The organism is Sporolactobacillus pectinivorans (genome assembly GCF_002802965.1).
GTDB lineage: Bacteria > Bacillota > Bacilli > Bacillales > Sporolactobacillaceae > Sporolactobacillus > Sporolactobacillus pectinivorans.
The window spans coordinates 2,250,540-2,273,635 of record NZ_NXGA01000001.1; the positions used below are offsets into that span (position 1 = coordinate 2,250,540).

Annotated in this window: 17 protein-coding genes and 2 pseudogenes; 3 read left to right on the forward strand and 16 right to left on the reverse strand. The window is 45.9% G+C overall.

Annotated elements, in window-relative coordinates; genetic code table 11:
• Positions 1 to 3 precede the first annotated feature (3 nt).
• Positions 4 to 549 (forward strand): phosphatase PAP2 family protein, encoded by a 546-nt coding sequence (locus tag COP04_RS10805; protein WP_100488030.1) that lies wholly within the window; start codon positions 4 to 6, stop codon positions 547 to 549.
• Positions 550 to 839: 290 nt separating this feature from the next.
• Here the strand turns inward: COP04_RS10805 and COP04_RS10810 are convergent, their stop codons facing one another.
• The 8 genes and pseudogenes from COP04_RS10810 to hemH form a co-directional block, all read right to left on the reverse strand.
• The gene (locus COP04_RS10810; protein ID WP_100488031.1) at positions 840 to 1,766 is read right to left on the reverse strand and encodes an alpha/beta hydrolase; all 927 of its coding nucleotides are present in this window, start codon (positions 1,764 to 1,766) and stop codon (positions 840 to 842) included.
• A gap of 334 nt (positions 1,767 to 2,100) precedes the next feature.
• The gene (locus tag COP04_RS10815; RefSeq protein ID WP_239984840.1) at positions 2,101 to 3,444 is read right to left on the reverse strand and encodes an SLC13 family permease; all 1,344 of its coding nucleotides are present in this window, start codon (positions 3,442 to 3,444) and stop codon (positions 2,101 to 2,103) included.
• A 292-nt stretch (positions 3,445 to 3,736) separates the two neighbouring features.
• Complete coding sequence (locus tag COP04_RS10820) at positions 3,737 to 4,669, reverse strand: YczE/YyaS/YitT family protein (protein ID WP_100488032.1); 933 nt, start codon at positions 4,667 to 4,669, stop codon at positions 3,737 to 3,739.
• Between the two features lie 865 nt (positions 4,670 to 5,534).
• Entirely contained in the window at positions 5,535 to 6,608 is a 1,074-nt protein-coding gene (aroB, locus tag COP04_RS10825; RefSeq protein WP_100488033.1) for a 3-dehydroquinate synthase, read from the reverse strand.
• 2 nt (positions 6,609 to 6,610) lie between these two features.
• Positions 6,611 to 7,612, reverse strand: a complete 1,002-nt coding sequence (gene aroF / locus COP04_RS10830; RefSeq protein WP_100488034.1) for a 3-deoxy-7-phosphoheptulonate synthase — start codon at positions 7,610 to 7,612, stop codon at positions 6,611 to 6,613.
• An 18-nt stretch (positions 7,613 to 7,630) separates the two neighbouring features.
• On the reverse strand, positions 7,631 to 9,679 hold the full coding sequence (gene tkt / locus COP04_RS10835; RefSeq protein WP_100488035.1) for a transketolase: 2,049 nt from the start codon (positions 9,677 to 9,679) through the stop codon (positions 7,631 to 7,633).
• Between the two features lie 973 nt (positions 9,680 to 10,652).
• The gene (gene hemQ, locus COP04_RS10840) at positions 10,653 to 11,396 is read right to left on the reverse strand and encodes a hydrogen peroxide-dependent heme synthase (protein WP_100488036.1); all 744 of its coding nucleotides are present in this window, start codon (positions 11,394 to 11,396) and stop codon (positions 10,653 to 10,655) included.
• A 67-nt stretch (positions 11,397 to 11,463) separates the two neighbouring features.
• A pseudogene (gene hemH, locus COP04_RS10845) lies at positions 11,464 to 12,408 on the reverse strand (ferrochelatase).
• A 423-nt stretch (positions 12,409 to 12,831) separates the two neighbouring features.
• On the opposite strand from hemH, the pseudogene COP04_RS20895 reads away from it, so the two are divergent.
• Positions 12,832 to 13,950, forward strand: a pseudogene (locus tag COP04_RS20895) (uroporphyrinogen decarboxylase); the annotation flags it as partial.
• Positions 13,951 to 14,194: 244 nt separating this feature from the next.
• On the opposite strand, the gene hemB reads toward COP04_RS20895, so the two are convergent.
• The 5 genes from hemB to COP04_RS10880 form a co-directional block, all read right to left on the reverse strand.
• On the reverse strand, positions 14,195 to 15,184 hold the full coding sequence (gene hemB, locus COP04_RS10860; protein WP_100488039.1) for a porphobilinogen synthase: 990 nt from the start codon (positions 15,182 to 15,184) through the stop codon (positions 14,195 to 14,197).
• On the reverse strand, positions 15,168 to 15,986 hold the full coding sequence (locus tag COP04_RS10865) for a uroporphyrinogen-III synthase (RefSeq protein WP_100488040.1): 819 nt from the start codon (positions 15,984 to 15,986) through the stop codon (positions 15,168 to 15,170). Before COP04_RS10865 ends, hemB begins: the two co-directional genes overlap by 17 nt.
• Positions 15,976 to 16,908, reverse strand: a complete 933-nt coding sequence (hemC, locus tag COP04_RS10870) for a hydroxymethylbilane synthase (RefSeq protein WP_100488041.1) — start codon at positions 16,906 to 16,908, stop codon at positions 15,976 to 15,978. The genes COP04_RS10865 and hemC overlap by 11 nt, the downstream gene beginning before the upstream one ends.
• 51 nt (positions 16,909 to 16,959) lie before the next feature.
• Positions 16,960 to 18,327: a glutamyl-tRNA reductase gene (gene hemA, locus COP04_RS10875; protein WP_100488042.1), complete on the reverse strand. Its 1,368-nt coding sequence runs from the start codon at positions 18,325 to 18,327 to the stop codon at positions 16,960 to 16,962.
• A 428-nt stretch (positions 18,328 to 18,755) separates the two neighbouring features.
• Complete coding sequence (locus COP04_RS10880) at positions 18,756 to 20,429, reverse strand: alpha-keto acid decarboxylase family protein (RefSeq protein WP_100488043.1); 1,674 nt, start codon at positions 20,427 to 20,429, stop codon at positions 18,756 to 18,758.
• Between the two features lie 233 nt (positions 20,430 to 20,662).
• Between COP04_RS10880 and COP04_RS10885 the strand changes: the two genes are divergently transcribed.
• Positions 20,663 to 21,103 (forward strand): MarR family winged helix-turn-helix transcriptional regulator, encoded by a 441-nt coding sequence (locus tag COP04_RS10885; protein WP_100489641.1) that lies wholly within the window; start codon positions 20,663 to 20,665, stop codon positions 21,101 to 21,103.
• A 227-nt stretch (positions 21,104 to 21,330) separates the two neighbouring features.
• Here the strand turns inward: COP04_RS10885 and COP04_RS10890 are convergent, their stop codons facing one another.
• From COP04_RS10890 to COP04_RS10900, 3 genes are all read right to left on the reverse strand, one after another.
• Positions 21,331 to 21,732 (reverse strand): hypothetical protein, encoded by a 402-nt coding sequence (locus COP04_RS10890; RefSeq protein ID WP_100488044.1) that lies wholly within the window; start codon positions 21,730 to 21,732, stop codon positions 21,331 to 21,333.
• 76 nt (positions 21,733 to 21,808) lie between these two features.
• On the reverse strand, positions 21,809 to 22,336 hold the full coding sequence (lacB, locus tag COP04_RS10895; RefSeq protein WP_100488045.1) for a galactose-6-phosphate isomerase subunit LacB: 528 nt from the start codon (positions 22,334 to 22,336) through the stop codon (positions 21,809 to 21,811).
• A gap of 55 nt (positions 22,337 to 22,391) precedes the next feature.
• Positions 22,392 to 22,844: an RpiB/LacA/LacB family sugar-phosphate isomerase gene (locus COP04_RS10900; protein ID WP_100488046.1), complete on the reverse strand. Its 453-nt coding sequence runs from the start codon at positions 22,842 to 22,844 to the stop codon at positions 22,392 to 22,394.
• Positions 22,845 to 23,096 lie beyond the last annotated feature (252 nt).

Below are 23,096 nucleotides of genomic sequence, written 5' to 3' on the forward strand. Positions count from 1 at the left end.
TGGATGTTTTCAAAGTCTATAGATGGATTTCATCAAATAGAGTGCCAGATATCTAAAGGAATTAATCGCTATTTTGAAAAAAAGGCGTTGAATGTTTATTTCCGGACGATTACTAATATTGGAGGAGCTGTGGCAGAGATCCTTGTTGTTCTTTTTCTGCTCGCTTTTTCTCACGGGCGCCTGCATCAAACGGCGGAAGCTTGTGCGGTTTCCCTGACGGTCAGCCATCTGATCGTGCAGATACTGAAAAAAATGTTCCCGAGAGTGCGGCCTTATCTTGCTTTGGACGGTATTAAAGTTCCGGCCCATCCATTAGCTGACCATTCCTTTCCATCCGGACACTCGACAGCTGTTTTCTCGGTTGTTATTCCGCTGATCATGTACCACCCGTTTCTGGGTGTCTTTCTTCTGCCGCTTGCCTTGAGCGTTGCAGTGTCACGTATTTTTCTCGGGCTTCATTACCCGAGTGATGTGCTGGCCGGAATACTTATTGGATCGACGACCGGCATGATCGTTTTTTCTCACATGATGGCTATGGTTGCTTTTTAACGGCAGTGTAAACCGGGGCGTAGCGCGATTCTTTTGCTTAAAAGTACTGCGTGTCATTTTTCCGCTCCGTTCTTTATCTTTGTTAGTAGTTATGTTTTGGTCGCCGGAAAAATCGTTAATGTAATGTTTGTGCTTTTCGGTTCTGCATTTCTGACTGCCGGCTGCCAGGAAATCTATTTTATCATTCTTTTTATCACTCTATTTAGCTGATTTGAATGATTCACTTGCACTTTGTTAATCAAATTAAAAAAATCGGTCCTCACTATTTCGGGAGGACCGATTTTTTTCCTTTATCTACCAATTGACTTCTTTTCCGGCAAATGTTTTTCAACAAAATCAAAGATTTTTGAAAAATAAAGCTTTGGATTAACGAATGAGGATGAAGCATGCGGCGCACCTTTTACAATCAGTAGCTCCTTATCAACCGGAGCAGCTTCATAAACTTTATAGACCATTTCTGTCGGCACATACGTATCTTTTTCGCCGTGAATAAACAGCATCGGCACTTTGGCCTTTTTCAGCTGCTCCACTGAAGAAGCCTGATAGATACTGAAACCGGCTTTGCCTCTGATCGCTTTGTCAGCCAGCGGCAGAACCGGAAAAGCCGGCAATGAATAAAGATTGTGAAGTTCATAGGAAAACTCGTCAGCAACCGAAGTATACCCGCAGTCTTCGACAATCGCAGCCACGTTTTCCGGCAAATTTTCACCGGCTGTCATCATCGCTGTTGCAGCACCCATGGAAATCCCATAGACAACAATCTTTGCCGCCGGATCCAGGTCGACAATGCTGTTAATCCACGCGACGATGTCCAGGCGGTCGTCCCAGCCCATGCCGATGTAGTCACCCTCGCTTTTACCCGCACCCCGCAGATCGGGCACAAGCGCGTTGAAGCCATGTTGCGCGAACATTGCCACGAAGAAGAACATATCGGATCCCTGATTCGTGTAGCCATGCAGAGGGATGACCCATTTATGACTGTCCGCATGTGTATAAAAACGGTAAGCATGCAGCTTCAGCCGGTCATTTGACACGAGAAATACATCTTCCGGTGAATTTTGTTCAATAAAAGCATCTCTCATGTGCGTCTGATTCTTAAGCGTATTCTTTACAGATTCCGGAATCGGCTCCTTCGTCTCGCCTGAACTCAATGCACCGGCAAGCTGTGCTTTATCATTGCGGGCGATCGCCAACTTGTAGAAGTATCTGCCGACCATATCTGCAGCGACTTTAAAAAAGGCAGCGGTACTCGTCAGAACAACGGACGAGATAATGATCCCCTTCTTTACATCCTACTTATCCTTTGGTACCCTGTTCAGTTTTGATTGTGCTTCAGATGTTATGGTTTCCATTTTCCTTCACCCCGCATCAATCTGGTAAAAAAGTACCAGTTTCTTAGTTGCAACATCATCCTTATATTCATTTTATAACGAGTAAATGGCACATGAAAGTCATTTGACTGAGAATCTACCCGTTGGGATACAAAACCATTGTGTCTATATATTTATAAGAATCGAAGCGACGTTTGAAAATATGGCCCTTACTTTTTCATCAATGGAAAACAGCGAAAATGATCAGACTCATCACTAAGGAGGAACCGACACAGATGGGCCAGCCGCGGAATAATTCCTTAGTAAACATCACCTGGCGCTCTTTTTCAGTCGGACAAAATCCGAGCACCAGCGCGCCTCCTGATGAGAAGGGAGAAATTGCCGCCGACAGGCCGCCGATGACAATGCACGTATACAATAGAATCGGATTTAAACCTGTCAGATGGGCGACTGACGGAACGATCGGAAACAAAGCCGGCGCAACGACACCGATCAGGCTGCTGAATGATGTCATAATCGCCGCAATCAGGCATAAAGAGATCGGCACAAGAAAACCGGGCACACTCGATCCGACCCAGTTCGCCAGCAGCTGAATGGTCCCTGCCTTGATCGCCACCCCGATCAAAATGCCTACACCAGAGATCATTAACAGTGTATGCCATGGCACCCTTTCAATCACGCGCTTCTCATCGGCCAGCTGCAGCAAAGAAGCGATAACAGCGAAGAAAATAGCGACCAGTCCGACATCAACTTTTGAACTGATATAAGTCAGCACGGTATTGCCCGGGGCAAACGCATGCAGAATGGCCGGCAAGAGAAGCACGATCACAAACAGCGCGATGAGATAAAGGTTTATTTTCTGCTTGTGATTGAGCGGCTCTGGTTTGTTCATTTCCAGACTTTCGATTTCTGTACGAAGCGCTTTACGATTTTTTCTAAGACTGATCAGCGTGACGATCACTAGAATAGCAATAATTAAATACACAATAAAAATAGCCGATGATTCGGTAAAAGCAAAGCTGTTACTATATCCCTCACTGGATATCAGGCCTCTGAAAATGACACCGTTGGCACTGATCATAAAGTTGGCTCCGGCCTGGGCCCCGAAGCTGGCACACAGCGCGCCGATCAGCGGATCGAGACCAATCCGATCACAGGCAAGCAAAGTCATCGGAACAAGCAGGACCATTATCGCATAATAGCCGGCGCCCAGAGCTGACATCAGAATTGCTGAAAAAAGGATGACCAGCGGCATTAAAAATGGATGCTGACGGCTTCGGTACAGGAAATAACCGGATATTTTCTCAAGTGTCCCGTTGACGACTGCAAAGTTGAAAAAAAGCGTGACAGCCAGTATGACGAAGAAAATCGATATCGGCCACAAAGCGATAATTTTCGCCGGCTCCATCTTCAGAATGAAACTGCCGATGAGATAAGCAAAAGCAATGGCCAGAATTCCAGTGTTGATTTTTGTCTTATAACTGATTGCGATTGAGAGAATAATTGCCAAACCAATAACCCAACTAATCACCCTGATCACCTGATCCATTCTGTATTTTTTCACTGTATACGCCTTGAGGCCGATGAATTGAAAATAATTAGAAAACAGCTGATACGTGCTATTGAAGTGTTTCCCGATTGCTCCGGACGTAAGCATAAATAACAGCAGGTTTTTCAAAAATTATGTATGTGAAACTAATATTGATTAAAAACTCGCAAAATATCAAAAATTTTTTTCGCTTAATTACAAGATTACAGCAAAATAAGAGAATTTGCATTACATATTACAAAAACGCATGGAAAATATATCGACAATGTAATGATTTAGACGCATATTTCATATGATTATTCCTTGATTAATCCGGCTTTTTATTCCTTTTGCTTTCTTCTTTCGTCTCTCGCCGCCGTTCTTCTTTCTTCAACAAACCGTATTGGATCCTCGTATTATCGATTACCGTTTTAGCATCTCTCAAAGTCCGGCGCGCCTGCTTTTGCTTCTGCTGCAATTGCGCATCGGAATAATGAGACAGTTTCTCTTGTGTCTCCACCGTCTGATCATAACTGTGCTTTACTAAATAATAAGTATATCTACCTGCACCGGTAAAGCCCTGTCCAATACTTTTCCCGGAAGGATGTTCGCTGAATGCAATGACTCTCGAAACAAGACGGCTGCTCACATACTTGTCCCAAAGTGTGATCAATGGCCCGGCAAAGAATGCGATAATGATGGTCGCCAAACCGATCGGCCCTCTCGCAATCAATGCTGCGATCATAAAAGCGATATCCTGAGCGATGCGGCAAAATCTGTACTTGATATGCAGCCTGTTGGAAGCAATCGGCGCGATGGCATCATAAGGCGCAACTCCCAAATTAGCGGACATGTATAAGGATGTACCCAATGTAAATAACAGCAACCCTAAAAGACCATTAACGATCATCGTCAGGATCGTCGCATGATAGTGAAAAAATAAAACATAAAATCTGGAGAACCAGTCGATCATAAAACCGGCGAACACCATATTAATGATCGTTCCAATCCCAATCTTTTTCCGATCTAACAAAACGACAAAAATGATAATGACCACATTGACAAGCAGCTGATAAATGCCCAAACTCAGATGTAATTTACTCGATACGCCAATATTGAGAGCGGTAAAAGGATCAAGCCCAATCTTCCCCTGTTTGCACAACGTTGCACCTAAAGCTAGGATCGCTACGCCGATCAAAGAGAATATTGTTTTTGAAAAAAGTTCCCGCCAGCGCTGCCCGTTTTTTGACCGTCCTGACATTATCCAACCCCCGCTTGATCAAAAAATATAAAAAGAGTCATCTACAAAAGAAGTATCCCCTTTTCAGTGATTCGACATGCAAACGGGTTGTCCCTAACAAGTTAATGAACTGAGATCTCTGTACTGAATCAAAACGAAATAAATGGGATATGGTCGTTACGCTTTTTCGCCAATTTCTTCAGTGTAATTTTTTGCAATACTTCAGAACATCGTAGTAGAACTTCGGTAACAATCATCAAATTTCATGGTTTATCAGATTTAGCCAGCCATGCTTAAAATGAAGTGGGAAAAAAAGCTAAGCTTTTGGGTAGTCCGTGTTTTATTAGGGGGAAGCCAAATTGCAATGAGAAAAAAGAGAGCCATTTATGTAAAAAGACCTCCAGTATGGTATCTGAAGGATATTATAGCAACTCTAATTTATTCATTTCCGATATGATATAGTTAAAATCGGGCAGTGTCATTTTTCCGATAGAGTCATGGGCTTTATCTTTAACCTGATTTTGCAAGTCATGAAGGGAATAACGAAGGATTGGCGTTCCCCTACACCAGAATTGTCTTTCAAAACCGTCTTTTCGCCAATTTAAAATAGGAATCCTAAATTCATCATACCATCTAAGGGAACTATGTCTGGGCTGACTGGTTGTAGAAACGACCAAATAGTTCTCAGGATCTTGTCGTCAATAATAATTACCGGTCGCCTACCTGGATCATCGGAATCGGAATAGGTAAAATTCAAATAGCTGTTTCAATTGATGCTTTTCTTTCACCGCAATATTCAGGTTACTTCCCCACTGATTAAAAGATTTTGTTATTTCATCTGTTAACTCAGAGAGAATCAAAGCAGCATCAAGGATTTGTTCCTTGTTTACTTATCTTTCTTGGAAAAAAATGATTGGGTTTGATCAATCGGGATCGGATAAAATGTAGGCTGGCCCAATGCTTTCAAGTAAACGAGATGAAGCAGGTTTCCATGATTCTTTTTATCATTTTTTAATTTCTCTATAAAAGCCGGCGTGCCAATCAACACTGAATTTAACGGCAATCCTACGGCTTGTAATCTCTCTGTCAGCAGATCTGTTATACCCTGAGGCGACAAGCCGCAATTTTCAAAAAGTCGGGTTAACTGGACCATTCCAATACTGATTGCTTCGCCGTGGGCTAATTTCCCGTCAGACAGTAATTCAATTGCGTGGCCGATCGAGTGGCCAAAGTTTAAAAATTGCCGGTGCCCTTTTTCTTTTTCATCCTCCATGACAACGCTCGCTTTATACGCAACACTCCTGTAAATCAATTCATATCCGTACTTGAGAATATCTTCCGGCTGATTAATCTGTTCAATCATTTGCCAAAAAGAGCCCCCTGCGAGTGCCGCCATTTTGACTATTTCAGCGTAACCTTCAACGACATAACGTTGTGGCAGTGTCGCTAACATATCAGGATCAATGAAAACAGCGTCTGGTTGATAAAAGGTTCCAACCATATTTTTTCTCATATCCAGATCAATTGCCGTTTTACCTCCGACACTGCTGTCTACCTGTGCAAGTGTTGACGTGGGCATCTGAATCAGTGCCAGTCCCCGCATAAACGTTGAAGCCACAAAGCCCGCCAGGTCGCCCACAACACCGCCGCCTAATGCCAGCACGCTGTCTGTCCTCGTAAAATGATCAGCGGCCAATTTCTGATATAAGTGAACAGCTGTTTGCCAGGTTTTCGAGGTTTCTCCCGCCGGCACGGGATAAGCTTTCACAGTAAATCCCGCAGTTTTTAATTCTTTCACCACTTGTCGCTCATATAACGGCGCTACATTACTGTCGCTGATCACGGCAATCTTGCGTGATGTCCAGAGCTGTGAGACGAACATTCCTATGTGGTTTAATAGTCCCCTTTCAATTCGCACAGTATATCGTTTTTGGGGTAAATCCACTTGAACGTTCTCCATAGTCAGCCCTCCCAGGAATCCATCAATTGCCTGAGTGCAAAAACATGTGCGCTCATCGCTAAGTAGTTATCTGGTTTTAACGCTTGAGGACCATCGGAAAAGGCATGTTCCGGGTCGTCGTGTATTTCGACGATCATCCCACTCGCGCCGCTTGCTGCACCTGCATAGGCCATTGGAGCGACCAGATCCCATGCACCAACCGCATGACTTGGATCCACAATAATCGGGTAATGAGTCAGCTTTTGCAAAACGGGCACGGCTCCCAAATCAAAAGTATTGCGGGTGTATTTGTTATCAAATGTGCGAATGCCACGTTCAATCAACATAATGTTGTGGTTACCCCCACTGGCAATGTATTCCGAAGCATTGAGCAGATCATCAATCGTTGCGGCCAGTCCTCGTTTCAGTGCGACCGGAATCCGCGTTTTACTGACCGCTTTTAATAACGAGAAATTCTGCATATTGCGGGCGCCAATCTGAAATACATCTGTGTACTCGGCGACCATTGGTACATGGGTTTCATCCATTACCTCGGTAATCACGTCCATTCCGTTTTCATCAGCTGCTTCACGCAAAAATCGTAAACCCTCTTCACCTAACCCCTGAAACGAGTATGGAGTGGTGCGCGGTTTGAACGCCCCGCCGCGCAATAGTGTTGCGCCGCCTTGTCTAGCAACTTTTGCCATGCGCCGTATATGCTCTTCCGATTCAACGGAGCATGGTCCGGCCATCATCGTGAAATCACTGCCGCCAATCTGCGAATGCGGTAATTTGATCCGTGTGTCTTCCGGATGAAACATGCGGCTGCCCAGCACATAGGTTGATGTCTTCATCTTCACTTGGTCAATCGCTGCGGATTCCTGATCTGTAAAATCAAAGTGATCCAGATCAATCACGGCCAGATAGTTGTTATTCACAAAGACCTGTTTACGCATTCGGGCAAATTTTACTTTGAGTTCATCAACAATTGTTGTGTTTATTGGTTGTTTTAATTGAATAATCATCCTTTTTCCCTCACTTAGTTAGATAATTTTTTTATTTCTGCCCCAGTCAAAATCATCAGGTGGTATTTCTTTCGCCAATTTCCGATAGCTGGCTACCACGTGTTCCACTTTGAATCCGTATGCCGGAATAAGGTCTCCCGCAGCACCACTGGCGCCAAATGTATCGATACCTAAGCTGACGCCATCCAGTCCGACGAAACGTTCCCAGCCAAGTGTGGTCCCCATTTCTATAGAAATCCTTCGGCGTACTCGAACGGGTAATACGGATTCACGGTACGTACGGCTTTGCCGGTTAAACCGATCAAAACTTGGCATCGATACCACCGAAACATCATAACCCTCATGGGATAAAACCTGCTGGGCGTTCATGGCCAATTGAACCTCGGAACCCGTTGCGATTAAAATGCCGTGAGGCACCGTTCCATTTTGTGGAGAGAGAACGTACCCCCCGCGATGAACGCCGTCTTGCGCTAACTGTACAGTGTTTTTCAAAACGGCCAATTTCTGCCGGGACAGGATCAACACTGTTGGATGATCTGTAGATTGCAGCGCCGCCTTCCATGCCTCCACCGTTTCATTCGCATCAGCAGGCCGAATCACCGAAACATTGGACATTGCCCGCAGGCTCATTAAATGCTCAATAGGTTCATGGGTCGGCCCATCTTCTCCGACTGCAATGGAATCATGAGTGAAAATATAAATTACGGGCAGCTTTTGCAGTGCAGCGAGCCGAATAGCGGCGCGCATGTAATCAGAAAAGACGAGAAACGTCCCGCCAAAAATTCTGCTGCCCCCGTGCAACATGATACCATTTAAAGCCGCCCCTTCAGCAAACTCACGCACGCCAAATGCAATGTTGCGCCCGGATCGATTGACAGCAGTAAACAAGTCCTCATCATCCATGTTGGTTTTATTGGAACTGGCCAGATCGGCGGATCCGCCCCACAAGAATGGAATTTTATGAGCCAGAGCCTGAATCGCGCTATGACTTGTATCGCGACTTGCAGCACTTGTGCCCACTTGATACTTGGGTAAAACGTCCTGCCAATTTTCCGGCAATTGATGATCCAGTGACTGTTTCAATTGCTGTGCGAGCGTAGGTTGACGGATCGCCAATGCTTCAACTCGATGGAGCCACTGTTCTTCCGCAAAGGTGCCGCGCTGTGCAACCGTTCCTTGAAAACGATCATAAATCCCTTGGGGAACCGTAAATTCGGGAAAGTTCCAATTTAATCGTTTCCTTAGCTCCACTATTCCTGTCGCACCAAGCGGCGCGCCATGAACCTTATTTGTGCCTTGATTCGGGGCACCAAATCCGATCACGGTCTTTATCTCAATAATCGTAGGTTCAGCTGTTTGTGTTTTCGCTTCGATAATCGCTGCGTCAATGGCTTCTAAATCATTGCCGTCTTCAACACGTTCATAGTGCCAGCCATAGCTTTCAAAGCGTCCGCAAACATCATCTGTAAACGAAAGATGGGTTGGTCCATCCAGTGAGACAGCATTTGAATCATACAAAACGATTAATTTGTTCAACTTAAGATGACCCGCCAAACTGGCCGCTTCGTGGGAAATACCCTCCATCAAATCCCCATCCCCACATAACACAAACGTATGATGGTTGACCACTTTAGTTGGTCCCCGATTATATCTCGATCCTAAGTGGGCTTCAGCCATAGCCATACCGACAGCCATGCCCAACCCTTGTCCTAATGGGCCTGTTGTCGCATCGACACCACTGACGACACCAAGCTCCGGATGCCCCGGTGTATGGCTGTGAAACTGGCGAAACTGCTTTAAATCGTCAATCGACAGTTGAAATCCCGCCAAATGCAGCAAACTGTACAGCATCGCTGAACCATGACCTGACGATAGAACAAAGCGATCGCGGTTAAACCATTGAGGATCCTTAGGATTAATGTGTAAATGATTGCGCCATAATACATAAGCCATCGGTGCTGCACCGAGTGGCAACCCCGGGTGCCCTGAATGAGCACGTTCAATACTCTCACAACTCAACATCCGAACGGCATTCACACTTAATTGATCGATTGCGTCAAACTTCATCTTTAATCCCACCTCGTACGTTAGTTATCGTTCTACAGCTATATCTACAGCACGTTTTCACCGCCCGTCTGCCGCGCATATCGCGTATGCAAAAAGCCCCACGGTTGTCAGTAAACCGTGGGACTTTAAGAAACCACCCCAACAAAATGGGGGTATAAAAAAGCCACACAGCTTATTGACAATTCTCATTGCAACATCTATGTGGCTTCGTTTTTAATGGATATACAAAACGACTTTGGCCAGAATAGATGCAAACGCGTCAGTGTTTGCATCTACCCCGTTCGTAGCTGCAAACACTAGCTAAACCAACCAAAGTAATAATATCGATTCAATTGTGAGTTCAAGCATCGTTTGGCAGATATCATTCTAAAAACTCCTTGAATTTGTTGAAATAAAATATAACAATTAACCGGAGAACTGTCAAGCTATTTAAAAAATATGGCTTTTGTAAAATAATGGATAACCTATTTTTCGTGAAAAATCCAGCGATCAATTTCCTCTTCCCGATAGCTCCTAAACACCCCTTCTGCCTTAAACACCGCATGAATCAAAAAGGATGAGGTTCCCATAATCAAATGATATGTGGCCATGGTCGGGATTGACACAGCTCCATTTTAATTATTCTTTATGCCCCGTATCACTAGCTTTGTCAGGATGTTTAAAGGGAAGATGGATATTTCTACAATCTCTGAACTGAGAGGCCTTTCAATTGAAAAAATGAATGGACTGAAGAAAGCGATCAAATAGCGTCCGAAAAACATTTGAAATATCTTAGATATCGGTTAGTCAATTAGATTATAAAAAGAGGGCAACATCCCTTTATTTTTCAGGGATGTTGTCTTATTGATTTCAAAGTGCTCCCGCATGATCCGTACAATGATATGTGGCCGCTGTTAAAGTGACAGAATCGCGATTTTGGAATAGATATTTTTTTATGATTCAATTTTTCAACGATTCTTCCGTCATCCTGCAGTTATTCCATCATCTTCGTAAATCGGTCATTATCTAAAAACGTGCCGACATAGAAAGAACCAAATTCTCCAAACCGGGCACTGACTTCATCAAAACGCATTTCATAAACGAGTTTCTTAAACTGAAGCACATCATCGGAAAACAGGGTGACCCCCCACTCCCAGTCATCAAACCCAACCGATCCGGTAATCACCTGCTTAATTCTCCCGGCATAGCTTCTGCCGATGCGGCCATGGTTTTTCATCATTTCACGGCGCGCATCCATCGGAAGCATGTACCAGTTATCCTGCTGTTCCCGTTTTTTATTCATCGGATAAAAACAAAAATAGTCTGTCTTTGGAAGAATCGGTTTCAACCGCGTCTGAACGCGCGGATTGGCGTACGGATCTCCGCCGTCTTTGCCGAGATAATTGCTCAGTTCAATCACTGACACATAGGAATAGGTTGGACTAGTTACTTCCGCAAACTTCGTTTTGTTAAACAGTGTTTCCAGCTCATTAAGCTCCTCCATTGTCGGCCTTAACCACATAAACATAAAGTCTGCTTTTTGACCGATAATAGAGTAGAAGGCGTAACTCCCCTCTTTATTCTCCTCATTTTGACTTAAATGATCGACAAACTCCTTGAATTCCTGCATGGCGGTCTGCCGTTCCGTAGCAGAAAGAGCTCTCCATTTCGACCAATTGATGGTTTGAAAGTCATGCAGGCAATACCAGCCATCCAGTGTTTCTGCTGCTTCTGCCATATACTGTTCATCCTCCGATTTAACGTTTAAATTAGCTGTACATCTTTTTATTAGCTATGGTATCCGCTCACGCATTGATCTGACTCAGCTCGGTTATTTTCTTAGTCACCGCGTCAGCAAGACTTTCAATGAACTGTGGATGGACATTGGGCATTTCCGGACGGTAATATTGAACACCCAACTCATTTGTTAATTTTTTACATATTTGATCATTATCATAAAGCACTTCCAGGTGCTCGGCAACGAAACCAATCGGACAGTAAACGTAGAATTCATAGCCCTTTTCTTTATAAAGACGCCGCGTCAGATCCTGCACATCCGGTCCGATCTATGGCTCGCCTGTCTTTCCGGCGCTTTGCCAGCCGATCGCGAAGTTTTTCAGATGGGCCAGTTCTGCAATCAGCTGCGCCGTTTTTTTGACTTGATCCGGATAAGGGTCGCTGCCGGCCAGAATTTTTTCCGGAAGACTGTGTGCGGAGAAAATAACGACCGTTTTTGAGACGTCTTCAATCTTTGTCATCACTTTATTTACTTGTTCCGCCCAGAATGAAATAAATTGGGGTTCATCGTACCAGGAATTAATGGCATAAATTTTCGGACCGCCCGATTTCTGTGCCGTTACCTGGGCCCGGTCATTATAGGCCTTGACACTGAACGCTGAATAATGAGGCGCGAGAATGAGGCTGACCGCTTCTTCCATCCCGTCTTTTGCCATCTGTGCCACCGCATCCTCGATGAAAGGCGTTGTATGTTTCATACCAAGATATAGCTTAAACGTCCTGCCGTTGGTTTTCTGATTCAGCCTGTCGGTTAATTTCTCTCCCTGCTCGCGGGTAATTCGGGCAAGAGGCGAAACGCCGCCAATTGCCTGATAACGGCGCTTTAAGTTATTCAGCAAAACTTCCGAAGGCTTTTTTCCGTGACGGATATGCGTGTAATAGGCTTCCACCTGATCTAGGTTTTCCGGAGTCCCGTAAGCCATTATAAGTAATCCAGTTTTTTTATTTTCCACAAAAAATCCACTCCTCGAATGTACAAGTATCAAATTAAGAGCGTACAAAGCATTTATATTAAAAAATTGGATAGAACCCGTCCCTTGCAAAGATTAAAAAACACGCAGAAAATATAACAAATATGGTTTTCTGCTATATAGTACACATTTATTAGGAAAATTTTTACGCTTCAAATCTATATGAATAAAAATGTTACCCGCTCAACAGGCCCTAAATAGATCAACTGAGCCGTGCAGGAGGTGAAAAAAAGAGATTTTTCACGTAAAATATGACAAGGGATCTCACCCGAAAACCATACTGGCAAATCCGTAAATAAGAAAGACAGCCTGTCTGGTCTCACTGCCCAAATTGAATGAGAAGACGTCTACATCTATTAGTTTGAAAGGAATGAGACAACTGTTTAATGATGTTTTTCTAAAAGCGTGTCGAAAAGAGACTGTTCCTTATACACCGGTCTGGTTTATGAGACAGGCGGGGCGCTATCAGGCTGAATACAGAGCCATTCGCGAACGTTATTCTTTTTTTGAAATTAGCCGCCATCCGGAGCTCTGTGCGCAGGTGACCCGGCTTCCGGTTGAAAAGCTCGACGTTGACGCAGCGATCCTTTTTGCCGATATCATGACACCGCTCAAAGCAAGAAAAATTGATGTTGAGCTGGTTGAAGGCGTCGGGCCCGTATTGAGTCAGCCGGTCCGTTCAGGAGTAGACTTTGCTCATTGGCTGCAACTGGATCCGGTCCGCGATCTGCCTTTTGTTATGGATACGATCGAATTGCTGCATCAGCAGCTGAACGTGCCGTTGATCGGCTTCGCCGGCGCCCCATTTACCCTGGCCAGTTATCTGATTGAAGGCGGCCCCTCCAGGAACTATCATCAGACAAAGGGATTTATGTATGCACATCCCGATGACTGGTCGGCGTTGANGCTTCGCCGGCATTTACCCTGGCCAGTTATCTGATTGAAGGCGGCCCCTCCAGGAACTATCATCAGACAAAGGGATTTATGTATGCACATCCCGATGACTGGTCGGCGTTGATGGACGACTTGGCGGAAATGACACTGAATTATTTACGAGCGCAAATCCGGGCAGGAGCGCAGGCTGTACAAGTCTTTGATTCCTGGGTAGGAGCACTCGGCGAAGAAGACTATCAGGTGTTCATTGCACCAACAATGAAAAAAATCTTTACTGAACTGCAAAAAACAGGAGCGGTGAGCCTGTATTTTGCAGCTGGGGCAGGTCACCTGCTGAAGGAATGGAATAAACTCCCTGCCGATGTCCTGTCGATCGATTGGCGTACCTCTGCAGACGATCTGCGCAGGCTGCAAATCACGAAAGCGATACAGGGAAGTCTTGACCCTGCGCTGCTGCTTGCCCCAATGCCTATACTGAAGGCTCGTGCAAAGTCTCTATTAGACCAAATCAGTGATCGGCCGGGCTATATTTTCAACCTTGGTCATGGCGTTTTTCCTGAAGTAAAGGAGGAGACGCTGCGTGCACTGACAAGTTTTGTTCATTCCTATTCAAATGATAAAGGAGAATGAGATCATTCGCCTTCCCCCCTACTTGCATGCTTTACCAATCAGCCATCGCAATAAAACCCGGACAGTACTCTTGTCCGGGTTGATTTTTATTGGACAAGGTCTCGTTTTTCCTTTTCCAGCCGTTCTTCATTCAGCCCTGCCTGACACGGATGATTCTGTCAAGAGTTCGATGTCTTAAGAAACGCGTATTCGACAGCTTCGATTTTTTTCTTAAAGCCAGCAGCGGTTTACTGAAATCCGTCGCTCATTCTTCTTTCATGAGCCAGCGGACTGCATCTTTGGCATGATAGGTAATAATCATATCGGCCCCGGCCCGTTTCATCGCGGTCAGCGACTCCAGAACAACCGCCTTCTCATCGATCCATCCGTTCAGGGCCGCGGCCTTTACCATCGCATATTCCCCGCTCACATTATAAGCTACAAGCGGCAGAGTCACCTGATTTCGCACGTCGCGGAGTACATCAAGATAAGGTAATGCCGGTTTAACAATAATAAAATCAGCACCTTCCTGAACATCAGATTCGGCTTCTCTAAGAGCTTCGCGCCGATTGGCGGGATCCATCTGATACGTTTTCCGATTGCCGAATTTCGGCGCGCTCTCGGCAGCATCGCGAAACGGGCCAAAGTAGGCCGAAGCATATTTTACCGCATAGGACATAATCGGGATCTGCATGAAACCGGATTCATCAAGTGCCTGGCGGATCGCGGCTACAAAACCATCCATCATATTTGAAGGGGCAATGATATCCGCACCAGCCTCAGCCTGCGATACGGCGGTTCTAGCAAGATAGGTCAGGCTTTCATCATTGTCCACATCACCATCGTGAATAATACCGCAGTGTCCGTGATCCGTGTATTCGCACATGCAGGTATCGGCGATGACAACCAGATCCGGATAATTTTTCTTGGTCTGGCGGATCGCCCGCTGGACAATCCCCTGGTCATCATAAGCACTCGAACCGACAGCATCCTTTTCTTTCGGAACGCCAAAAAAAATCACCGATGGAATGCCAAGAGCGGCTACTTCCTTCAATTCCTCATCAAGACGGTCCAGCGAATACTGATACACGTTCGGCATGGATTTAATCTCCGATTTAACGTTGCTCCCCTCTTCAGTTACAAAAATAGGATAGATGAAATCGGATGGCTGTATAAAAGTCTCGCGAACCATCTTCCTGATGGCAGGAGTGCGCCTGAGCCGGCGGTGACGGTCAAACTTAAGATTGCTGTTCATTACGATGACTTCCTTCATTGTTAGAATAGTAGTTTGCCAGTGCGTCAATCATATCAACGGCAGTAAATCGTGCCGGAACAACGTCCGGTGCATATCCAAGTGCATCTAGTGCCTGCGCAGTGGTCAATCCGATGGCAGCGATTGTGCATTTTTTCATTGCCCCGCGCCATGCGCGCTCTGTCAGGAACTCTTTAAAAAAACGGACTGCCGACGGACTTGCAAATGTAATTGCCGACAAGCTTCCCGATTCGATGATTCCTTCAAGGCGGGCTTGACTTGAGACATTTGCTTCAGTCTGGTAGAGGACACAGCTCGTGACCCTAATCCCCAAGTCTCTTAGTTTTTCGAGCCAGCCAATGTCTGATAGTGAACCGAACGGAACGACAACCCGGTCCGCCTTAAATCGGTGATCAGAAAAGGCATCCAGCAAACCCTGCACGGTAAACGCCTCAGGGATAAAATCTGCGCGGAGCCCATAAGTTTTGAGATGCTCACCGGTTTTTTTCCCGACAACGGCCAATCTGATTCCCTGCAGCCGTTCGCGACGATCCAAAAGGTTCATGAAAAAGTCCAGACTGTTTCGGCTGGTTAGAATCACCCAGTCCGCCTGCTGCACAGCATCAAGCCAGTTTTTTCGCTCTTCATAGGAAAGCGGAGCCTGACGGTAATCGATCAACGGTACTTGAACAGCCTCACCTCCATAATCACGGATCCTGGCACACATGGCGGCAGACTGATGCTGCGCGCGCGTCACCAGCACCCGTTTTCCTTTCAAGAGTGCCGGCAGGTTTTCACCTGGCATCGGTATCACTCCATTTCAATCCGGACAGAATTTTTCCCGCGCCCTGAGCCAGCAAGTCTTCTGCTACCAAAGTTCCAAGCGCATCGGGCTGATCGCCTGAGCGTCGGGCTTTCAGCACCTTTGCACCGTCTGCTGAAGCGACGAGCCCGCTTAGCGACAATGTACCGTCCTTCTCGCGCGCGCAAAATGCGGCTATCGGTACCTGGCAGCCCCCGTTCAACCGTTTCAGAAAAGAGCGCTCCGCGCGAACGGTTGTCGCTGTTTCTTCATGATTGATTGTTTTCAGGAGCGTCTTCAACTCGGTATCCGACGACCGGCATTCAATCGCCAGTGCGCCTTGTCCAACGGCCGGCAGCATGAGATCAAACGGCAAAGCTGCGCCCTTTTCCTCTACACCCAGCCTTTTCATCCCGGCCTCAGCCAGCACGATAGCATCGAAGTCACCCGATTTCAGCCGGGAAATCCGCGAATCCACATTTCCGCGCAGCGGACGGATGACGAGATCGGGCCGTATATGCAGAATCTGAGCGGCACGGCGCAGGCTGCTTGACCCAATCACGGCCCCCGGTGCAAGATCCTTTAGCTGTTTATTCGCCTGGGAAAACAGGACATCGTGCGGATCTTCACGCATAGGGATTGATGCAATCTCGAGTCCCTGAGGCAGCTCAGCAGGCATGTCTTTCATACTGTGAACTGCGAAATCAATATCTCCGTCTAACAACGCACGCTCAATTTCTTTGACAAATAATCCTTTCCCGCCGACTTTTGATAACGTCACGTTCCGAATTCGGTCGCCCTTTGTCACAATATGCCGGATGTCAAAGGAAAAGCGAACGGACATGTCCGACAGACTGTTGATGACAAGGTTGCTCTGAATCAGAGCCAGTTTGCTCTTCCTTGATCCAACCCGAATTATTCTCATATCATATCCCCACTTTTCTGATATCTCTGAAGGTGATCATAAGGCAAACAGTCAGCGGCAACGGATCGTCTTCTGAAGAACGTTCTTCTCAAATTGCCCATCCGGAAGCACCTTCATCTCACCAGTCTGTGCAGGTTTGGCCGAACGTTCCACTTCATTTGCAATATTAAAAATTTCAGCAAAATGGTCAATCGCGTGTCGGCCATGCTCACAGGTGGCTAATTCTTTAATTTTGCTGATCGGGTCGCGCAGCAGCTGGTTGATCATGCTCTTGGCCTGTTTGCTGATCACCTTGCGCTCCTGTTCCGTCATTTCAGGCAGTTTATTTTCAATTCGTTGCATCATTTCCGAATGCATCGAGAGTGCTTTTCTCCGCAGTGCCGAAATCACAGGGACGACGCCAAGTGTGTGCAGCCATTCCGAGTATTTTTCCATCTGCCGGTCAATCAGCGGTTCGATCCGAAGCGCCGATTTTCGGCGCGCTTCCAGACTCTTGTCGACCATTCGTTCCAAGTTGTCAATATCAAACAGATGAACCCCATCCATCCTGGCAATCTCCGGATCAATATTTCTCGGAACGCCAATATCGACCAGAGTCAGCGGCCGGTTTCCGCGCGCTGTAAGAAGCGGTGCGAGTCTTGCCTCTGTAATCAGAAATTCAGGAGCTGAGGTTGCTGCAAAGACAATATCGCTTCTCTCAATCCAGGCGTCCAATGAGCTGAGCGCTGCCGCCTGTCCACGAAACTGCTCAGCCAGCAGGTCGGCTTTTTCCTTCGTCCGATTCATCACTGTCAAATTGCGGACACCGCTGCCGGTCAGATGCTTCAGCGCCAGCCTGCTCATATCACCCGCACCGATCATCAGCACCGATTTGTCCTCAAGCGGACCTGTCGTTTCGTGGAGCAGTTTAACCGCCGCATAACTGACGGATACCGGGTGATCATTGATCTGTGTTTCATCCTGTGCGCGTTTGGCGACAGTCAGGGCTTCTTTGAACAGTTCATTGAAAAATGTTCCGGTCGTTCCGGCTTGCTGGGCAGCCAGAAAGCTGGTCCGCACTTGCCCAAGAATCTGCGTCTCACCAAGGATCATCGAATCCAGCCCGCATGTAACCCGGAATAGATGACAGATTGCTTCCTGGTCTTCTTTGATAATCATAAAAGGGTTAAGTGTTTCCGGTGTGCTGTGAAACCAGTCGGCAAAAAACCTCTTGCTATAATAACGACCCGTATGCAGCTGATCGCAAACGACATAGAGTTCTGTCCGGTTGCATGTGGACACGATCACATCTTCAAAAATGCTTTTTGTGTCTCTTAATTCGGTCAGTGCCTGCTCTAAAACTGAGGGCTGAAACGTCAGCCTTTCTCTAATTTGTACCGGAGTATCACGATAATTAACGCCAATTGTCAGAATGTGCATGAGATCACTCCCTCCGTTCTCTTCTGCACAACGGTGGAACTGCATCGAACAGCCCGGCATAAGTTCACTTGTGCTCGGTTACTCTCTTAAAAGTAACAAATCAGAAGGGTTAATTAAAGTATCGAGCACTAATAAAGTGATATTTATCACACCAATGTCACAAAATGTTCAAATTTATTGGCGACGGTTACATCTAATGATTCGGTTGCTAAACCCCATGATTGAAAATGAGGATAGCAAATGACGAGGAAAATAAAAAATTCCCCTCTCTCAATCTTTATTCAATGTCCATGAAGTTATTTCAAAAAGTTCAAGGTCCTTCAACCCGAGGCCGTACAGCAGTTTGTAAATTAAATCGTCCCATTAGTAAAAGCCCTCAGCACCATGCAGGCGCCGAGGGCTTCGCAGTTTCTAATGTCTTGTTAAGCTCAATCGTTCTGAGCAGCAAATACTTTGCCAAGAACGGTTAGCAATTCAGGCATATCCATTTTCTCCATTACAACTTCAACAAATCTCAGGGCATCGGGATGGGCAATCATATCTTTGAGCGCATCCGCGAGTTCGCCCTCCGTTGTTGTTTTATAACTCTTGAAATTTTTATTTCCGCCAAGTACTGCGGGAATATCCTCGTAATTCCACATTTTAATATCATTGTAGGGCTGGTTCGGACCGTGAATCGATCGCTCGACCGTGTAGCCATCGTTGTTCATGACAAAAATGATCGGGTGAAGATTTTCACGCATCATCGTCGAGATTTCCTGGAATGTGAGCTGAAAAGCTCCGTCACCGATCAGCAGGATATCGCGTCTTGATGGGTCGGCAAGCTGCGTGCCAAGCAAGGCCGGCAGCGTATAACCAATCGATCCCCACAAAGGCTGGCCGACATAGGTGACTTTTTCTTTCAATGGCACGGTTTGGGCGCCAAAGAATGACGTCCCCTGATCGGCGATCACCACATCATTTTTCTGGATAAAGAGCTGCATCATTTCCCAGAACCGCTTCTGAGTCAGCAAATGGTCGGCATGCACGTAAAATGAATCTTCCTTCTGCTGGCCGGCAAGTGGAATGATGTTCAGAGATTCCAGTTCTCTCTTTGAAACTTTTCCGGCGAGATGGTTCATGGCTTCAGCCATCGAAATGCCTGAAAAAGTATGGCCTTGATAGCGGACATCATCAGGATTGATATGAATGACTGCATGTTCCTTGAATCCCTGAGAGAATCCGCTCGTGATCGAGTCAGTGAGTCGAACGCCAACGCTGATGATGCAGTCCGCTTCATCGATCCGTTTTCTAAGATACTCCGGACTTGTTTTGCCACTGTAGACACCGATGAACTGAGGATGTTCTTCATTGAAAACACCTTTGCCCATGCTTAGTGTCGCAACGGGGAATCCTGTCTGTTCCGCAAAACGGGCCAATTCTTCTTCAGCGTGGAACCGATTGACCTGATAGTCTGCCAGAATGACAGGCGATTTTGCCTGTTCGATAACAGGAGCTAATGTCTCAAGCATCTGGCTGACGGTGGCTTCAGAAGCAGCGGGCTCTTCCTTGAGCAGCGGCTCGGAAGGGAGCGTTGCCGGCAATCCGTGAATATCAACCGGCAGGTTAATATAGACTGGAGCTTTCTCAGTCCAGCACGCTCTCAATACACGATCAATTTCTTCAACCGCGTTCTCCTGAGTCAGTGTGGTCTGTGCAACCGTGACTTCCTTATACATTTTGGAAAAGTGATTAAATTCACCGTCACCCAGCGTGTGATGTACCAAGCGGCCCTCTTCTGCTACCCTAGTTGTCGGTGAACCCGTGATTTTGACAACCGGCACCTGTTCGGCACGCGAGCCGGCGATGCCGTTAATCGCACTGAGCTCGCCGACACCAAAAGTTGTCACAAGCGCAGAAATACCATGAATACGTGCATAGCCATCCGCCGCATAGGCCGCGTTCAATTCGTTGCAATTTCCAACCCATTTAACCGCCGGATGCTCGATAATCTGGTCCAGAAAAGAAAGATTGTAATCACCGGGCACACCGAAAATATCGCGAATGCCAAGTTCCGCAAGTCTGTCAATGAGATATCTTCCGATCGTATAAGATTCGCTCATCGTTTAAATCCGCCTCACTTTGATTAATAAATAGCTTCACACAGCCCAATCAATTAGGTCAACCTCATTGACCTATAAGAGTAGTGTACCTTAAAAATTTAAATAGGTCAATTGACTTGACCTATTTAAAAAAAACAAGGAAGACGTTCACGCTTTGTGTTATACTACTGTTCCATAAAGAAGGGAGTCGAACGGTTTTGAATGAGGAAGAACAAAAACTGAATGAAGTTTTAATGTTATTCTACTTCGCTTATCGGACTTTTACTGAAAAGCCCGATAAGATGATTGAAAAATACGGGATTCAGCGCGTGCATCACCGCGTCTTGTTTTTTATCGCCCGCATTCCAGGTATCACGGTAAATGATCTGCTCTCGATTATCGAAGTATCGAAACAGGCGCTGAACGCTCCACTCCGCCAATTGTACGAAAAAGGGCTGATCACAATGGTTCAAGCCGACTATGATAAACGCTATAAGCAATTGTATCTGACTGAAAAAGGAAAACTGCTGGAAAGCGAGTTAAGCCATGTTCAGCGCGAACAAATGAAGACAATCTTTTCTGATTTAGGAGGCAATCATCAGGGGGCCTGGACGGATGTGATGAAAACACTGTCCAAAGTGCGGCCAGGTCAGAAGAATTTTCAGGCTTTATTCAAGGAAGGCCGAAAAAGATAAGGTGTTGGATCGTTTGCTCCCCACCTTGTTTCTGATATGCAGTCATTCCTTTTTTTCTATCACAAAACATATGGCTCTGGTTTTACATAGCTTATAAAAACGATGGAGAGCAGCAGATATAGCTGCTAAGAGTAAAAATTTTTCTTGCTTCAATGAGAACTAAAAGAGAACTAAAAAAAGACAATCCTTTTCTTTTGGAGGTTCAAGGGTCGTCTTTTTTCTGTGATTCATTTTTTAACACTGCCGACTGTTGAAGATTTTGGTGGGGACAGGTACAGATACACGAATGAGGAAGGCACGGCCATCAGGAAACCGATGAGGCTCAGGATCAGCTGGCTTACTAGTCCGACCGGGGCAGTCACCCCGGCGGCAAGAATAATCATGCCGATCAGTACCAATCCTTCAAGACGTATCCGAGTCCGGCCGGACAGGTATTTTCCTTCTTTGCGACGCTCGCTGTGTCCGAGCAGGACAACCGACGGCGCAACTGTCCCGAGCATCAGATAACACCAGCCAAATACCGAATAGACGTTGCCGGACTGGACAAATTCCTGAATGCCCCAGAAAATGAAGACGAGACAGGCTCCGAGAAAGACAATCTTTAGGCTGTTTGAAATTACTTTCGGCATGTATCGTACCTCCTCATTCCGTAAACATGATTCTTAATATCAATGCGACCCGATGCTGCTTTTTCTTCGACAGAATTCAATCGTGATAGTAGCCCTCTTCCCATTTCTTTTCAAATTCATCAAAGAAGTGTTCATTACCGGTCTGTTCCGGTTTCGGTCCTTCGAGCGCATCAATTTTCTTAATCAGTGCATCGTGTTCGGGAGTCTTTTCATATTCAGTTGTCAGGAATTTGTCGACAATTGCTTTAATTAGATCGACCCCTGTAATGTGGCCGCCCACCGCGACAACATTGGCGTTCAGGGTCTTGCGTGCATATTCTGCTTCCGCGACATCGCGGACCAGAGCAACACGGGCACCGGGAACTTTATCAGCCGACGAGCTGATGCCGACCCCGGTTCCGCACAGGACAACGCCCAGTTTGGCTTCTCCATTGACAACCCTTTCCGCCGTTTTCTTGCCGTAAATCGGGTAATGCGTCCGCAGCTTGTCATACGTGCCATTATCGATGACTTCATAGCCTTCTTCTTTCAAATGTTCCGTAACCCGTTCTTTAATGTCTGTTACAATGTGATCATTGCCAATTGAAATGACTGCTTTTGCCATTTTTCTTCACTCCTTCAGTTCTTCTCAGTTCTTCAATAATAGTTTGTGCAGACGATCAAGCCATTTTATTTACCATATCAATACGGACCATATGGCGTCCGCCGTCAAACGGCGCCTCCAGATATGCTTTAGCACAGCTCTTCAGAAGCTCAGGCCCGACAACCGCTGTGCCAAGTGTGATTAGCAGCGCGCCGTTATGGCGGCGCGTCATTCGTGCTGAATGTTCATCGGACACATTGGCGGCAATGACATACTTCAGTTTGTTTGCGGCCATAAATGCATCGGTTCCCCACCTATCAATCACGATGCCGCGCGGCGCGGTTGCACTTTTATCCTCGCCGTTGTTCGTTTCCTTTAATGTTTCTTTTGCTACCGCAATGGCAACATCTACAAAATCCTGTCCTTCTTTTGATAGATCAAGAATTTCATAGCCTTCTTCTCTCAAGTCTCTGACCAGTTCATCCTTTGCCTGAACACCGTCTTTGTCCGCTCCAATAATGACTTTCACCGAACTTACCCCCTTATGATAGAAACCATAAATACGCATTGATGTTTTAAAATGTTTGTTAATGTTTACACGTTCAATGTATCACCATATATCCATTGTGTCAACGCTTACAATCATAAAATATTTCATCCATTTTCTAACATGATATCGCCAGATATAAAAAGATATCTATTCCTTCAGATAAAAGCTGCATAGTCATATACACCGCTAATAATTGATATATTAAAAGATAAATTGATATCAAAAAGCGAT

Excerpts from the sequence above, each read along its gene's own strand:
- COP04_RS10890 (WP_100488044.1), bottom strand. The coding sequence starts at position 21,732 with ATGCCGAAAGTAATTTCAAACAGCCTAAAGATTGTCTTTCTCGGAGCC.
- COP04_RS10805 (WP_100488030.1), top strand. The coding sequence starts at position 4 with ATGTTTTCAAAGTCTATAGATGGATTTCATCAAATAGAGTGCCAGATA.
- hemB (WP_100488039.1), bottom strand. The coding sequence starts at position 15,184 with ATGAACAGCAATCTTAAGTTTGACCGTCACCGCCGGCTCAGGCGCACT.
- hemQ (WP_100488036.1), bottom strand. The coding sequence starts at position 11,396 with ATGGCAGAAGCAGCAGAAACACTGGATGGCTGGTATTGCCTGCATGAC.
- COP04_RS10865 (WP_100488040.1), bottom strand. The coding sequence starts at position 15,986 with ATGCCAGGTGAAAACCTGCCGGCACTCTTGAAAGGAAAACGGGTGCTG.
- COP04_RS10885 (WP_100489641.1), top strand. The coding sequence starts at position 20,663 with ATGTTATTCTACTTCGCTTATCGGACTTTTACTGAAAAGCCCGATAAG.
- COP04_RS10820 (WP_100488032.1), bottom strand. The coding sequence starts at position 4,669 with ATGTCAGGACGGTCAAAAAACGGGCAGCGCTGGCGGGAACTTTTTTCA.
- lacB (WP_100488045.1), bottom strand. The coding sequence starts at position 22,336 with ATGGCAAAAGCAGTCATTTCAATTGGCAATGATCACATTGTAACAGAC.
- aroF (WP_100488034.1), bottom strand. The coding sequence starts at position 7,612 with ATGATTATTCAATTAAAACAACCAATAAACACAACAATTGTTGATGAA.
- COP04_RS10880 (WP_100488043.1), bottom strand. The coding sequence starts at position 20,429 with ATGAGCGAATCTTATACGATCGGAAGATATCTCATTGACAGACTTGCG.
- hemA (WP_100488042.1), bottom strand. The coding sequence starts at position 18,327 with ATGCACATTCTGACAATTGGCGTTAATTATCGTGATACTCCGGTACAA.
- hemC (WP_100488041.1), bottom strand. The coding sequence starts at position 16,908 with ATGAGAATAATTCGGGTTGGATCAAGGAAGAGCAAACTGGCTCTGATT.
- aroB (WP_100488033.1), bottom strand. The coding sequence starts at position 6,608 with ATGGAGAACGTTCAAGTGGATTTACCCCAAAAACGATATACTGTGCGA.
- tkt (WP_100488035.1), bottom strand. The coding sequence starts at position 9,679 with ATGAAGTTTGACGCAATCGATCAATTAAGTGTGAATGCCGTTCGGATG.
- COP04_RS10810 (WP_100488031.1), bottom strand. The coding sequence starts at position 1,766 with ATGGTCGGCAGATACTTCTACAAGTTGGCGATCGCCCGCAATGATAAA.